We start from the raw sequence: 14,737 nt of genomic DNA on the forward strand, positions 1-14,737 counted from the left end.
CGCGGGGACGGGGGGTTACAGCTTGGACGCGCCGGCTCCGGTGCGCCCGGACAGCCCGACGATCACTACCCGAAAGGGGTATCCGCGGGGCCGGTTCCCGGGTCGCGGGGACGGGAACCGGCCGTGTGCGTCGTCAGTGTGCGGCCGCCTCCCGTACCCGCAGGGCGCGGGCGAGGTCGTCGAGCTGGTCGGTGAGCTTGCGTCGCAGGGCGGGGATCGGTTCGGCGTCGTCGAGGCACTGCCGGCCCAGGCGCAGGGTGTCGGTGTCGACGGCGTGGGCGGGGAAGGCCCAGCGGCCGGCGGCGTCGGCGATGGCGGGGCCGCGGCGGGCGGCGACGGCGACGGCTTCGGCGTAGTAGCGGGGGACGTAGTCGCGTACGAGGTCGGCCTGTTCGGGCTGCCAGAAGCCTTGGGCGGTGGCGGTGAAGAGGTAGTTGGAGAGGTCGTCGGTGGCGAACATGGCCTCCCAGGCGCGGGTCTTGGCCTCGGGGTCGGGCAGGGCGGCACGGCAGCGGGCGGCGCCTTCCTGGCCGGTGGCGCTGGGGTCGGCGGCGAGTTCGGCGGCGATGGCGGCTTCGTCGGTGGCGCCGAGGACGGCGAGGCGGGTGAGGATGCGCCAGCGCAGTTCGGGGTCGAGTTCGGGCCCGCCGGGGACGGTGCCGTCGGCGAGCCAGGCGGCGATGGTGTCGGGGTGGGCGGCGGTGGCGATGCGGTGGCGGACGGCGATCAGGCGCAGTCCGGGGTGGTCGCCGTCCTCGGTGCGGCGGATGAGGTCGCGGCACAGGTCGGTGAGGGTGGCGAGGGCGACGGGCCGCTGCCCGGGGGTGACGTAGCGGTCGGCGACCTGGGTGCCGGCGAAGGTGAGGACGCCGTCGACGAGGGCGAGGTCCCTCTCGTGCGGGAGGTGGGTGCGGGCGATGTCGAGGAAGTCGGTGGGGGCGAGGTCGCCGTCGCGGACGGCGTCGCGCAGGGCGTTCCAGACGACGGCGCGGGTGAGCGGGTCGGGGAGGCCGGCCAGGCCGGTGCGCAGGGCCTGGAAGGACTCGGTGTCGAAGCGGATCTTGGCGTAGGTGAGGTCGCCGTCGTTGAGGACGGCGAGGGCGGGGCGCTTGCCGATGGGCCGGGGTTCGCTCTGCGGGACGTCGACGTCGAGGCGGCTGCGCAGGGTGAGGCGTCCTTCGTCGGTGAGGTCCCGGTCGTAGAGGCCGACGGCGATGCGGTGGGGCCGGCTGCCGGTGTGGTCGACGGTGAGGGCGCGGTCGCCGTTGTCGCCGGTGATGCGGGGGGTGAGGGTGTCGACGCCGGTGGTGCGCAGCCAGGCGTCGGCCCAGGCGTGGACGTCGCGGTCGGTGGCGGCGGCGAGGGAGTCGATGAAGTCGCCGAGGGTGGCGTTGGCGAACCTGTGCCGCTCGAAGTGGATGTTGATGCCGGCGAGGAAGTCCTTCTCGCCGAGCCAGGTGACGAGCTGGCGCAGGGCGGAGGCGCCCTTGGCGTAGGAGATGCCGTCGAAGTTGAGGAGGGCGGAGGCGGTGTCCTCGACGTTCTCGGGGGCGACGGGGTGGGTGGAGGGGCGCTGGTCGGCGTCGTAGCCCCAGGGTTTGCGGGTGACGCCGAAGTCGGTCCAGGTGTCGGTGAAGCGGGTGGCCTCGGCGGTGGTTTGGTAGCCCATGTACTCGGCGAAGGACTCGTTGAGCCAGATGTCGTCCCACCACTTGAGGGTGACGAGGTCGCCGAACCACATGTGGGCCATCTCGTGGGCGATGACCATGGCGCGGGTCTGGCGCTGGGTGTCGGTGACGGCGGAGCGGAAGACGAACTCGTCGCGGAAGGTGACCAGTCCGGGGTTCTCCATGGCGCCGGCGTTGAACTCGGGGACGAACGCCTGGTCGTAGGAGTCGAAGGGGTAGGGCTCGGTGAACTTCTCGTGGTAGCGGTCGAAGCAGCCGCGGGTGACCTCGAGGAGTTCGTCGGCGTCGGCGTCGAGGTGGGGGGCGAGGGAGCGGCGGCAGTGGATGCCGAAGGGCAGGCCGCGGTGTTCGGTGCGCACGGAGTGCCAGGGGCCGGCGGCGACGGCGACGAGGTAGGTGGAGATGCGGGGGGTGGTGGCGGCCTTCCAGTGGCCGTCGCCGGTGTGTTCGGTGATGCCGTTGGCGAGGACGGTCCAGCCTTCGGGGGCGGTGACGGTGAGGTCGAAGACGGCCTTGAGGTCGGGCTGGTCGAAGGCGGCGAAGACGCGCTGGACGTCGTCGAGGAAGAGCTGGGTGTAGACGTAGGTCTCACCGTCGGCGGGGTCGGTGAAGCGGTGCATGCCCTCGCCGGTGCGGGAGTAGCGCATGGCGGCGTCGACGCGCAGTTCGTGCTCGCCGGGGGTGAGGTTCTTCAGCGCGAGCCGGTTCTCGTCCAGGGCGGCGGGGTCGAGGGGGTGTCCGTCCAGGGTGACGGTGCGCAGCTCGGCGGGCTTGACCTCGACGAAGGTGTCCGTGTCGGCCGTTTCCGCGCGCACGGTGAAGCGGATGACGGTGCGGGAGTCGAAGGTCTCGTCACCACGGGTCAGATCGAGGTCGATCGCGTAGTGGTGGACGTCGAGGAGGCTGGCACGGGTCTGCGCTTCGTCGCGCGTGAGTACGGACATGCACGCCATGCTGCCTGATGGTGTGGGCAGGGCACAGAGGCGGTTCGGTACGCGGAGTATGTCCGGTCCGCTTCGGCGGCCGGTGCGCTCTCCGGCGTGCGCCCCCGGGCGGGGGCGCCGGGCCGGGCGGTCAGGCGGTGGAGCCGCCGTTGTTCTCGGCGATGCGTTCGTGGTGGTGGATCACCTCGGCGATGATGAAGTTCAGGAACTTCTCGGCGAAGGCCGGGTCCAGTTTGGCGCTCTCGGCGAGGGCGCGCAGCCGGGCGATCTGCTTGGCCTCGCGGGCGGGGTCGGCGGGCGGCAGCTGGTGCCGGGCCTTGAGGTGGCCGACCTGCTGGGTGCACTTGAAGCGCTCGGCGAGCATGTGGACGACGGCCGCGTCGATGTTGTCGATGCTGTCCCGCAGCCGGGCCAGCTCCTCGCGGACGGCGGGGTCGACGGCACCGGTACCGGTGTTGCTGGTGGTCATGGGGGCTCACCCTACGGGCGGGCGCCGCGCCGTCGCAGACCGTCTCAGGCCCCGAGAACCTTCCCGGTGGTGCCGGGTGCGAGGCGCTTGTGGAAGTAGACGTCCTCGTGTCCGCCGGGTACGCCCTCGATGCGGCCCCGCTCGCGGTAGCCGAGCTTCGGGTAGAAGCCGGGGGCCTGGAAGGTGTAGGTGGAGACGGTGATGTCGGTGCAGCCGCGCCGGGCGGCCTCTTCCTCGGCGGCGCGCATCAGCCGGCTCCCCCATCCGTCGTGCCGCCGGTCCTCGTGGACCCACAGCATGTCCACGCAGGCCAGGGTCGCCCAGGTCCAGCCGGTGAGTCCGCCGATCAGGGTGCCGGCCTCGTCGGTGACGCGCACGGTGAGGGGTTCGGTGCGGGCGCCGTCGGCGGCGGCGGTGTTGAAGGCGGTCAGTTCGTCGTCGAGCCGCTTCTCCAGGTCGTCGTCGGCGCCGCCCACGTGCGGGGTGGCGTGGGGCGCGGTGGGCTGTTCGCTGGTCACGGTCCGGATTGTGCCTCGGGGCCGAGGGCGTGGCGAACGGTTTCGGCCGGACGGTACCGGGCGTGGTGCGGTCCTGCTCGTACAGTGGGAGGAGGGTTCAGGCGTCTTGGGGGTCGGGCGTGGCCAACGGCGGACCGGTCGAGCACGGTTTCCCGCATCTGGAGACGGTGCGGGCCGCCGTCACCGCGCTGTACCGGCGGCTGTCGTACGACACGGTGCGGACGTTCTCGGCGAGTGTGCCCCCGGCCGACGTGGCGTTCTGCGACACCGACGACCTGTATCTGGGCACGCAGCGGGTCGCCCACGAGCTGGTGCGGCACTACCGGCTGCCCGACGCCCGGATGATCGTCTCCTTCCGGGAGATGACGCACGCGGCGCATGTCGAGCTGACGGCGGGGCCCGAGTACTTCATCGAGCTGAACGACCGCTTCCGCACGCATCGGCGGGACATCGGCGCGGCCCTGGCGCACGAGGTGATGCACGTGTACCTGCACCGCCTCGACCTGTCCTTCCCCGGCGTCCGGGACAACGAGATCCTCACCGACACGGCGACGACGTACCTGGGCGCCGGCTGGCTGCTGCTGGACGCGTACCGGGAGGACGGGGCGTCGTCGCAGAAGCTGGGGTATCTGACGCCGGAGGAGTTCGGGTACGTGCTGGCCAAGCGGGCGCTGCTGTTCGGCGAGGACCCGTCGGTGTGGTTCACCAGCGCGCAGGCGTACACGGCGTACGGCAAGGGCCTGGCGCGGGCCCGGCTCGACGGGCGGCAGCCGCCGTTGACGGCGGCCGGGTGGGCGGGCCGCCGCCGGTACGCGCGTGACCGACGGCACGCGCAGGACCCGCACGGGGCCTCGGCCGTGGCGGAGGACGGCCCTTACGCGTTCACCTCGCGGGAGAACGGCGGGCTGCGGGTGTCGTTCCCGTGTCCGACCTGCCACCAGCGGATCGGAGTGCCGGTGCGGGGGCGGGTGCGGGCGCGGTGCGGGTTGTGCCGGTCGGTGCTGGAGTGCGACACGTGAGCGGTCCGCGGGGCCCGTCGCCGGACGGTGCCGGCACGTGCGCGGTCCCCTACGCCCGTACGATCCCCTTGGCCCGTGCGGCCGCCAGCCAGGTGGGGAACTCGCCGACCAGTCGGTCGTACAGCTCGGTGTCGGAGAGCGCGAGGGGGTCGCGGCCGGCGTGGAAGAAGCCGGCGTTGTCGACGACCCGTTTGGCCGGTACCGCCAGTTCGTCGAGTCTGCGCAGGTAGTCGAACTGGCGGCTGTCCGGGTCGCCGAAGCCGACGAACTGCCAGAACAGCGGCAGCGGGGCCGCCTTGCACAGGTACCGCTCGGCGGCGAGCCGGTTGATCGGGCCGCCGTCGGTCTGGAAGACGACCAGGGCGGGGTGGCGGGCCCCGCTGTCGAGGTAGTGGTCGATGACCGCGTCCATGGCCAGGTGGTAGCTGGTCCTGCCCATGTGTCCGAGGCCGGCCACGATCCGTTCGATCCGTCCGTGGTGGTCGGCGAGGGCGATCTCGGTGACGGCGTCGACGTCGGTGGAGAAGAACACCACGGGCACGGTGCCGTCGTCGTCGAGGTGGGCGGACAGTCCGAGGACGCGGTCGGCGAGCGCCTGTACGCTGCCGTCCTTGTAGTAGGGCTTCATGGAACCGGAGTAGTCGACGACGAGGTAGACGGCGGCCCGGGTGCCGTCGAAGCCGTGCTTGGTCAGACAGACTCCGGCGCTCTTGTACAGGTCGACCAGCGCGGGCGCCTTCTCCCGCACCTCGGTGAGACTGATCGCTGCCATGCGGACTCCCCCGTCACCCCTGGATGCGTGCGTCTGGCTGCGAGGTTACGGCACGGCGCACCCCGCCTCTCAGCTCGTCCACAGGCATTCGCTATTTTGTTCGCCGCCGTCCCCACCGGCTCACCGTCCGTCCCGCCCCGAGGAGCCGGCCGTGGATTCCGAGTCCACCGTCCCGACCTGCTATCGCCATCCGGCGGTGGAGTGCCATGTCCGCTGCACCCGGTGCGAGCGGTTCATCTGCCCGGACTGCATGCGGGAGGCGCCCGTCGGTCATCAGTGTCCGGAGTGCGTGAAGGAGGGGAAGCGGTCGGCCCGGCGGGCCCGGACCCTCGCGGGCGGCCGGGTCTCGGCGACGCCCGTGGTGACGTACCTGCTGTTCGCGCTGAACGTGCTCGTCTATCTCACGGAGGTCGTGCGGCCGGAGATCGTGGACCGCTTCTCCATGGTCGGTGCGCGGCTGGTCGGCCCGGACGGCGGCCACCTGTCCGCCGACGGGGCGTACTTCGTCTTCGGGACGCTCCGGACGGAGGGTGTGGCCGGTGGCGAGTGGGAGCGGATGCTCACCGCTTCGTTCCTCCACGTGTCGCCGTTCGACGGCGCCTTCGGCATCCTGCACATCACCCTGAACATGGTGGCGCTGTGGCAGCTGGGGCGGGTGGTGGAGCTGATGCTCGGCCGGCTCCGCTTCGTGGTGCTGTATCTGCTGTCCGCGCTGGGCGGTTCCGTCGCGCAGTTGCTCCTGGCCGATCCCGGGCAGTCCTCGGTCGGCGCTTCGGGGGCGGTCTTCGGCGTGGGTGCCGCGTACTACGTCCTGCACCGCAGGCTGGGCGCGGACCTGACCGCGGTCAACCGTTTCATGGTCCTGCTGCTGCTGTGGCTGGTGGTCTCCGCCGGCTTCACCTCCTGGCAGGGCCACGTGGGCGGTCTGCTGGCCGGCGGGGCGGTGGCGGCGGCCTTCGCGTACGCGCCCCGGGACGGGCGCCGGGCGGCGGTGCAGACGGGGGCGTGCGCGGCGCTGCTGGCGCTGCTCGCGCTGGCGACGGTGACCAGGGTGGCGGAACTGACAGGCTCAGGCATTTCCCTATGAGAGGTATTCCCCGATGAAACGTGCCGGTGTGCTGCTCCTCGCGGCCGTTCCCGTGATCGCCACGGGGGTGTACTTCGTGATGCCGACGGACTCGGCCGACGCCCCGGTGACGCCTCCGGTGTCCTCCGCCCAGTCGTCCCGCCAGGACGCCAAGAGCCGGGCGGAGCAGGAGCGGGAGGCGGACGACGCGCTCATCGCCGACCTGCCGCCGGGGCTCGTCGACCCCGCGAAGAAGGAGCTGGCCCAGCAGCTGGTCTCCAGCGCCGAGAACTCGACGACCAAGTGGCGCACCTCGTACGGCACGATCGAGGACCTCGGCGACGGGTGCGGCTACACGGCGGGCATCATCGGCTTCTGCACCGGCACGCACGATCTGCTGATGCTGGTCGAGCGGTACACCAAGGCCCACCCGGACAACGGTCTGGCGGCGTACCTGCCCGCCCTGCGCGAGGTGGACGGCACCGACTCGCACGAGGGCCTGGACCCGGGCTTCCCGGCCGCCTGGCGGGCGGAGTCCGAGCTGCCGGAGTTCCGCAAGGCCCAGGAGGAGGAGCGCGACCGGGTCTACTTCGAGCCGGCGGTGCGCCTGGCCAAGCTGGACGGCCTGGGCACGCTGGGCCAGTTCGTCTACTTCGACGCGATGGTCTTCCACGGCCCCGACACGGACGCGGAGGGCTTCTACGGGCTGCGCGAGCGGGCCATGGAGAAGGCGAAGACGCCAGGGCAGGGCGGCGCCGAGAGGGCCTATCTGGAGGCGTTCCTGGACGTCCGCCGTGACGCCATGCTGGCCAAGCGCCCCGGCATCGACACCTCCCGGGTGGACACCGCGCAGCGCCGGTTCCTGAAGGCGGGGAACCTGGACCTGGAGACGCCGCTGGTGTGGGAGATGTACGGGGACACGTACCGGCTGCCGTAGCCGGCGGCGGGCGCATGCGACGGCGCCTGCCCTTTCGTCCGGTCGGGGACAGGGGGCAGGCGCCATCAGTGTTCCGTACGCCTTTGTACGGGACGTTCTTCGGTTGTTCCGTCCGTCAGACCGCGAGGGCGCGGTCGGTCGGGCGGATCGGGGCCGGCAGGTCGCTGGCCCCGGTCAGGAAGCGGTCGGCGCCGCGGGCGGCGGAGCGGCCCTCGGCGATAGCCCAGACGATGAGCGACTGGCCGCGGCCGGCGTCACCGGCGACGAACACACCCGGCACGTTGGTCTGGAAGTCGGCGTCCCGGGCGATGTTACCCCGTTCGTCGAGCTCCAGGCCGAACTGGTCGACCAGGCCGTTCTCCCGGTCGGTGCCGGTGAAGCCCATGGCGAGGGTGACCAGCTGCGCCGGGATCTTGCGCTCGGTGCCCGGCTTGGGGGTGAGCTTGCCGTCGACGAACTCGACCTCGCTCATGTGCAGCCACTGGACGTTGCCGTCCTCGTCGCCCTCGAAGTGGGTGGTGGAGACGGCGTAGACCCGCTCGCCGCCCTCCTCGTGGGCGCTGGTGACCTTGTAGAGCATCGGGAAGGTCGGCCACGGCTGGGTGACCGGGTTCCGCTCCTCACCGGGCCGGGGCATGATCTCCAGCTGGGTGACGGAGGCGGCGCCCTGGCGGTGGGCGGTGCCCACGCAGTCGGCGCCGGTGTCGCCGCCGCCGATGACGACGACGTGCTTGCCCTCGGCCGTGATCGGCGGGGTGACGTAGTCGCCCTCCTGGACCTTGTTGGCCAGGGGCAGGTACTCCATCGCCTGGTGGATGCCGTTCAGCTCGCGGCCGGGGACCGGCAGGTCGCGGGCGGTGGTGGCGCCGGCGGCGATGACCACGGCGTCGTAGCGCTTCTTCAGGTCGGTCGCCTTGAGGTCGCGGCCGATCTCGACGCCGGTGCGGAAGCGGGTGCCCTCCGCGCGCATCTGCTCGATGCGGCGGTTGATGTGCCGCTTCTCCATCTTGAACTCGGGGATGCCGTAGCGCAGCAGGCCGCCGATGCGGTCGGCGCGCTCGTACACGGCGACGGTGTGGCCGGCCCGGGTGAGCTGCTGGGCGGCGGCCAGGCCCGCCGGGCCCGAGCCGATGACGGCGACGGTCTTGCCGGACAGGCGCTCGGGGATCTGCGGGGCGACGTCCCCGGTCTCCCACGCCTTGTCGATGATCGAGACCTCGACGTTCTTGATGGTGACCGCCGGCTGGTTGATGCCGAGCACGCACGCCGACTCGCACGGGGCCGGGCACAGGCGGCCGGTGAACTCCGGGAAGTTGTTGGTGGCGTGCAGGCGCTCCTGCGCGGCCTGCCAGTCCTCGCGGTAGGCGTAGTCGTTCCACTCGGGGATCAGGTTCCCGAGCGGGCAGCCGTTGTGGCAGAACGGGATGCCGCAGTCCATGCACCGGCTGGCCTGCTTGCTGATGATCGGCAGCAGGGAGCCGGGGACGTAGACCTCGTTCCAGTCCTTGACGCGCTCCTCGACGGGGCGGGTCTTGGCGACCTCGCGCCCGTGGTTCAGAAAGCCCTTGGGATCAGCCATTGGTCGCCGCCTCCATCATCTTCTCGGTGATCTCGGTCTCGGAGAGACCGGCTCGCTCGGCGGCGTCCTTGGCGGCGAGCACTGCCTTGTACGTGCTGGGGATGATCTTGCTGAAGCGCTCCACGGCGGTGTCCCACTCGGCGAGCAGCTTCTCGGCGACGGTGGAGCCCGTCTCCTCCCGGTGCCGGCGCACGACGTCGTGCAGCCAGGCGCGGTCGGTGTCGTCCAGCGCCTCGATCGCGCCGACGTTGCCGACGTTGACGTTGTCGCGGTCCAGGTCGATGACGTAGGCGATGCCGCCGGACATGCCGGCCGCGAAGTTGCGCCCGGTCTCGCCGAGGACGACCGCGTGGCCGCCGGTCATGTACTCGCAGCCGTGGTCGCCCACGCCCTCGGAGACGACCAGCGCGCCGGAGTTGCGGACGCAGAAGCGCTCGCCGACCTTGCCGCGCAGGAACATCTCGCCGCCGGTGGCGCCGTAGCCGATGGTGTTGCCGGCGATGGTGGAGTACTCGGCGAGGTGGTCGGCGCCGCGGTCGGGGCGGACGACGATCCGGCCGCCGGACAGGCCCTTGCCGACGTAGTCGTTGGCGTCGCCCTCCAGGCGCAGCGTGATGCCGCGCGGGACGAAGGCGCCGAAGGACTGGCCGGCGGAGCCGGTGAAGGTGATGTCGACGGTGTCGTCGGGCAGGCCCGCGCCGCCGAACTTCTTGGTCACCTCGTGGCCGAGCATGGTGCCGACGGTGCGGTTGATGTTGCGGATGGCGACCTGGGCGCGCACCGGCGCGGCGGCGGTGGCGTCCGTGGCACCGAGCGCGTCCGCCGCGAGCTTGATCAGCTCGTTGTCCAGGGCCTTCTCCAGGCCGTGGTCCTGGACGACGGCCTGGTGGCGCACCGCGCCCTCGGGCAGCTCGGGCACGTGGAAGAGCGGGGCCAGGTCCAGGCCCTGTGCCTTCCAGTGGTCGACGGCGCGGGTGACGTCCAGGGCCTCGGCGTGGCCGACGGCCTCCTCGATGGAGCGGAAGCCCAGCTCGGCGAGGATCTCGCGGACCTCCTCGGCGATGAACTGGAAGAAGTTCACCACGTACTCGGCCTTGCCGGAGAACCGGTCGCGCAGCACCGGGTTCTGGGTGGCGATGCCGACCGGGCAGGTGTCCAGGTGGCAGACGCGCATCATGACGCAGCCGGAGACGACGAGCGGCGCGGTCGCGAAACCGAACTCCTCGGCGCCCAGCAGCGCGGCGATGACCACGTCGCGGCCGGTCTTGAGCTGGCCGTCGGTCTGGACGACGATCCGGTCGCGCAGGCCGTTGAGCAGCAGGGTCTGCTGGGTCTCGGCGAGGCCCAGCTCCCAGGGGCCGCCCGCGTGCTTGAGCGAGGTCAGCGGGGAGGCGCCCGTGCCGCCGTCGTGACCGGAGATCAGGACGACGTCCGCGTGCGCCTTGGAGACGCCCGCCGCGACCGTGCCGACGCCGACCTCGGAGACCAGCTTGACGTGGATCCGCGCCTGCGGGTTCGCGTTCTTCAGGTCGTGGATCAGCTGGGCGAGGTCCTCGATGGAGTAGATGTCGTGGTGCGGCGGCGGGGAGATGAGCCCCACGCCCGGCGTCGAGTGCCGGGTCTTGGCCACCCACGGGTAGACCTTGTGGCCGGGCAGCTGGCCGCCCTCGCCGGGCTTGGCGCCCTGGGCCATCTTGATCTGGATGTCGTCGGCGTTGACCAGGTACTCGGAGGTGACGCCGAAGCGGCCGGAGGCGACCTGCTTGATGCTGGACCGGCGCGCCGGGTCGTACAGGCGCTCCGGGTCCTCGCCGCCCTCACCGGTGTTGGACTTGCCGCCCAGCTGGTTCATGGCGATGGCGAGGGTCTCGTGCGCCTCCTTGGAGATGGAGCCGTACGACATGGCGCCGGTGGAGAAGCGCTTGACGATCTCGGAGACCGGCTCGACCTCGTCGATCGGGATCGGCTGCCGGTCGCTCTTGAAGCCGAAGAGGCCGCGCAGCGTCATCAGCCGCTCGGACTGCTCGTTCACGCGCTCGGTGTACTTCTTGAAGATGTCGTACTTGCCGGAGCGCGTGGAGTGCTGGAGGCGGAAGACCGTCTCCGGGTCGAACAGGTGCGGCTCGCCCTCGCGGCGCCACTGGTACTCGCCGCCGATCTCCAGGGCGCGGTGGGCGGGCGCGATGCCGCTGGCCGGGTACGCCTTGGCGTGGCGGGCGGCGACCTCCTGGGCGACGACGTCGATGCCGACGCCGCCGATCTTGGTGGCGGTGCCGTTGAAGTACTTCTCGACGAAGCCCTCGTCCAGGCCGACGGCCTCGAAGACCTGGGCGCCGCGGTAGGAGGCGACGGTGGAGATGCCCATCTTGGACATGACCTTGAGGACGCCCTTGCCGAGGGCGTAGATCAGGTTCCGGATGGCCTGCTCGGGCTCGATGCCGGGCAGGAAGGTGCCCGCGCGGACCAGGTCCTCGACGGACTCCATGGCCAGGTACGGGTTGACGGCGGCGGCGCCGTAGCCGATGAGCAGGGCGACGTGGTGGACCTCGCGGACGTCGCCGGCCTCGACCAGCAGGCCCACCTGGGTGCGCTGCTTGGTGCGGATGAGGTGGTGGTGGACGGCGGCGGTGAGCAGCAGCGACGGGATCGGGGCGTGCTCGGCGTCCGAGTGGCGGTCGGAGAGGACGATCAGCCGGGCGCCGTTCTCGATGGCGGCGTCGGCCTCGGCGCAGATCTCCTCGATGCGGGCGGCGAGCGCGTCGCCGCCGCCGTGCACCCGGTAGAGGCCGGAGAGGGTCGCGGCCTTGAAGCCGGGCATGTCGCCGTCGGCGTTGATGTGGATGAGCTTGGCCAGCTCGTCGTTGTCGATCACCGGGAACGGCAGCAGGACGCTGCGGCAGGAGGCGGCCGACGGCTCCAGCAGGTTGCCCTGCGGGCCCAGCGAGGAGCGCAGGGAGGTGACCAGTTCCTCGCGGATGGCGTCCAGCGGCGGGTTGGTGACCTGGGCGAAGAGCTGGGTGAAGTAGTCGAAGAGCAGCCGGGGGCGCTCGGAGAGCGCGGCGATCGGCGAGTCGGTGCCCATGGAGCCGATCGGCTCGGCGCCGGCCTTGGCCATCGGCGCGAGGATGACGCGCAGCTCCTCCTCGGTGTACCCGAAGGTCTGCTGGCGGCGGGTGACCGAGGCGTGGGTGTGCACGATGTGCTCGCGCTCGGGCAGGTCGGACAGTTCGATCTCGCCGGCTTCCATCCACTCGCCGTACGGCTGTTCGGCGGCGAGCTGGGCCTTGATCTCGTCGTCCTCGATGATGCGGTGCTCGGCGGTGTCCACCAGGAACATGCGGCCGGGCTGCAGACGGCCCTTGCGGACGACCTTGGCGGGGTCGATGTCGAGGACGCCGACCTCGGAGCCGAGGACGACGAGGCCGTCGTCGGTGACCCAGTAGCGGCCGGGGCGCAGACCGTTGCGGTCGAGGACGGCGCCGACCTGGGTGCCGTCGGTGAAGGTGACGCAGGCGGGGCCGTCCCAGGGCTCCATCATCGTGGAGTGGAACTGGTAGAAGGCGCGCCGGGCCGGGTCCATGGAGTCGTGGTTCTCCCACGCCTCCGGGATCATCATCAGCACCGAGTGCGGCAGCGAGCGCCCGCCGAGGTGCAGCAGCTCCAGGACCTCGTCGAAGGAGGCGGAGTCGGAGGCGTCCGGCGTACAGACCGGGAAGAGCCGGTCCAGGTCGGAGGAGGAGCCGAAGACGTCGGAGGCGAGCTGGGACTCGCGGGCGACCATCCAGTTGCGGTTGCCCTTGACCGTGTTGATCTCGCCGTTGTGCGCGACGAAGCGGTACGGGTGGGCGAGCGGCCAGCTCGGGAAGGTGTTGGTGGAGAACCGGGAGTGCACGAGCGCGATCGCGGAGGCGAAGCGGCGGTCGGACAGGTCCGGGAAGAAGGGCTCCAGCTGGCCGGTGGTCAGCATGCCCTTGTAGACGACGGTCCGCGCGGACAGCGAGGGGAAGTAGACGCCGACCTCGCGCTCGGCGCGCTTGCGCAGCGCGAAGGCGCGGCGGTCGAGGGCGATGCCCCGGGAGGCGCCGTCGGCCACGAAGATCTGACGGAAGACCGGCATGGTCGAGCGGGCGGTGGCGCCCAGCAGCTGCGGGGCGACCGGGACCTCGCGCCAGCCGAGGACGGTCAGGCCCTCCTCGCCGGCGATCGTCTCGATCCGCGAGACGGCGTCCTCGGTGCCTTCGACCGGCAGGAAGGCGATGCCGACGGCGTACGCCCCGGCCTCGGGCAGTTCGAATCCGGCCACCTCGCGGAAGAAGGCGTCGGGCACCTGGGAGAGGATGCCGGCGCCGTCGCCCGAGTCGGGCTCGGAGCCGGTGGCGCCCCGGTGCTCCAGGTTGCGCAGCACGGTGAGGGCCTGGTCGACCAGGGTGTGCGATGCCTCGCCGGTGAGAGTGGCGACGAAACCGACGCCGCAGGCGTCGTGCTCGTTGCGGGGGTCGTACATACCCTGCGCAGCAGGGCGAGCATCCATGAAGGACCAGTTCTGGCCATTCGCGGAGTGCTGGGACGGCTGGCGCGGCGTACGCATCGGCTCTCCCGTCGTCGTCATCTGGCATGTGCAAGTGCCGAGGGACGACGTTGGCCCTCTGCGTTCGGTGCAAAATTTGGTGCAGATTACATGATGGAGCGATTCTCGGGAAGCGGGATAATCCGTTCCATCATGCGGACACCGAGGGGGTCGCGGCGGGGTACCGCGCCCGGCGGTGGAGGCTACGGGGGGCCGGAGCGAACAGATCGATGTCCGTCGGCCCGAGGCGCGAAGTCAGCTCCGTCGCTCACTCCGCGGGTGTGCGGCAGGCGTCGTTGCCCACAGCGCTTACGGCTCATGCCCGGTGATTACGCGCTCGAAACCAGCGAGTAACGACTACTTATGCGGTCCGACGCATAAGTTCGAGCCGGGCTATCCTACGGCCGTTCCGAACAGGCTGCCCAGGGCGTACGTCACACCGGCCGCGGCGCCACCGAGGGCGAGCTGCCGCAGACCGCTGTACCACCAGCTGCGCGCCGTCACCTTGGCGACCACCGCGCCGCACAGGAACAGACCGGCCAGCGCGAGCAGCACGGCGGGCCACAGGGCACTGGCGCCGAGCAGGAACGGCAGGACGGGGAGCAGCGCGCCGAGCGCGAAGGAACCGAACGACGACACGGCCGCGACCAGCGGGGACGGCAGGTCGGAGGGGTCGATGCCCAGCTCCTCGCGGGCGTGTATCTCCAGGGCCTGCTCGGGGTCGCGGGACAGCTGCCGGGCGACCTCCCGCGCGAGGTCGGGCTCCACGCCCCGCGCCTCGTAGAGCGCGGCCAGCTCGGCCTCCTCGTCCGCCGGGTGCTTGCGCAGCTCGCGGCGCTCGACGTCCAGCTCCGCCTCGACCAGTTCGCGCTGCGAGGCGACGGAGGTGTACTCGCCGGCGGCCATGGAGAAGGCACCGGCGGCGAGGCCGGCCAGCCCGCTGATCACCACGGTCTGCTGGCTCGCCGTACCGCCGGCGACACCGGTCATCAGAGCGAGGTTGGAGACCAGGCCGTCCATCGCGCCGAAGACGGCGGGGCGCAGCCAGCCGCCGTTCACGTCGCGGTGGGTGTGGTTGTCGCGGTGCGCCTCGTGCAGCGGCGCCTCGGTCTCGATGATGGCCATGCGGACCCCCCGGAAGGTTCGGTCGGACACCCAGATTGGACTGGGTCTACTTT

At 71.4% G+C, this 14,737-nt stretch carries 10 protein-coding genes; 3 read left to right on the forward strand and 7 right to left on the reverse strand.

The window, feature by feature from the left end; translation table 11 throughout:
* Positions 1-133 precede the first annotated feature (133 nt).
* From pepN to ACFZP7_RS09710, 3 genes are all read right to left on the reverse strand, one after another.
* Entirely contained in the window at positions 134-2,632 is a 2,499-nt protein-coding gene (gene pepN / locus ACFZP7_RS09700) for an aminopeptidase N (protein ID WP_385634233.1), read from the reverse strand.
* A gap of 130 nt (positions 2,633-2,762) precedes the next feature.
* Positions 2,763-3,101: a chorismate mutase gene (locus tag ACFZP7_RS09705; RefSeq protein ID WP_019328069.1), complete on the reverse strand. Its 339-nt coding sequence runs from the start codon at positions 3,099-3,101 to the stop codon at positions 2,763-2,765.
* A gap of 44 nt (positions 3,102-3,145) precedes the next feature.
* Complete coding sequence (locus ACFZP7_RS09710; protein ID WP_031017066.1) at positions 3,146-3,619, reverse strand: GNAT family N-acetyltransferase; 474 nt, start codon at positions 3,617-3,619, stop codon at positions 3,146-3,148.
* 119 nt (positions 3,620-3,738) lie between these two features.
* On the opposite strand from ACFZP7_RS09710, the gene ACFZP7_RS09715 reads away from it, so the two are divergent.
* On the forward strand, positions 3,739-4,638 hold the full coding sequence (locus tag ACFZP7_RS09715; RefSeq protein ID WP_385634234.1) for a hypothetical protein: 900 nt from the start codon (positions 3,739-3,741) through the stop codon (positions 4,636-4,638).
* Positions 4,639-4,687: 49 nt separating this feature from the next.
* Here ACFZP7_RS09715 and ACFZP7_RS09720 read toward each other — a convergent pair whose 3' ends face one another.
* Positions 4,688-5,410 carry a VWA domain-containing protein gene (locus tag ACFZP7_RS09720; RefSeq protein WP_046249664.1) on the reverse strand — a complete coding sequence of 241 codons (723 nt, stop codon included), beginning with the start codon at positions 5,408-5,410 and terminating at the stop codon, positions 4,688-4,690.
* A gap of 151 nt (positions 5,411-5,561) precedes the next feature.
* On the opposite strand from ACFZP7_RS09720, the gene ACFZP7_RS09725 reads away from it, so the two are divergent.
* On the forward strand, positions 5,562-6,497 hold the full coding sequence (locus ACFZP7_RS09725) for a rhomboid family intramembrane serine protease (protein ID WP_385634235.1): 936 nt from the start codon (positions 5,562-5,564) through the stop codon (positions 6,495-6,497).
* A 13-nt stretch (positions 6,498-6,510) separates the two neighbouring features.
* Positions 6,511-7,413, forward strand: coding sequence for a chitosanase (locus tag ACFZP7_RS09730; RefSeq protein WP_385634236.1), 903 nt, complete (start codon positions 6,511-6,513; stop codon positions 7,411-7,413).
* A 115-nt stretch (positions 7,414-7,528) separates the two neighbouring features.
* Here the strand turns inward: ACFZP7_RS09730 and ACFZP7_RS09735 are convergent, their stop codons facing one another.
* The 3 genes from ACFZP7_RS09735 to ACFZP7_RS09745 all read right to left on the reverse strand — a co-directional run bounded on the left by ACFZP7_RS09735 (position 7,529) and on the right by ACFZP7_RS09745 (position 14,684).
* Entirely contained in the window at positions 7,529-8,992 is a 1,464-nt protein-coding gene (locus ACFZP7_RS09735; protein ID WP_030972054.1) for a glutamate synthase subunit beta, read from the reverse strand.
* On the reverse strand, positions 8,985-13,580 hold the full coding sequence (gene gltB, locus ACFZP7_RS09740; protein WP_385634237.1) for a glutamate synthase large subunit: 4,596 nt from the start codon (positions 13,578-13,580) through the stop codon (positions 8,985-8,987). The genes ACFZP7_RS09735 and gltB overlap by 8 nt, the downstream gene beginning before the upstream one ends.
* Before the next feature lie 372 nt (positions 13,581-13,952).
* The gene (locus tag ACFZP7_RS09745) at positions 13,953-14,684 is read right to left on the reverse strand and encodes a VIT1/CCC1 transporter family protein (RefSeq protein ID WP_030972044.1); all 732 of its coding nucleotides are present in this window, start codon (positions 14,682-14,684) and stop codon (positions 13,953-13,955) included.
* Positions 14,685-14,737: the final 53 nt, after the last annotated feature.

Origin of the sequence: Streptomyces sp. SudanB5_2050 (assembly GCF_964272335.1) — a bacterium.
In the GTDB taxonomy this organism is placed as follows: Bacteria; Actinomycetota; Actinomycetes; order Streptomycetales; family Streptomycetaceae; genus Streptomyces; species Streptomyces rochei.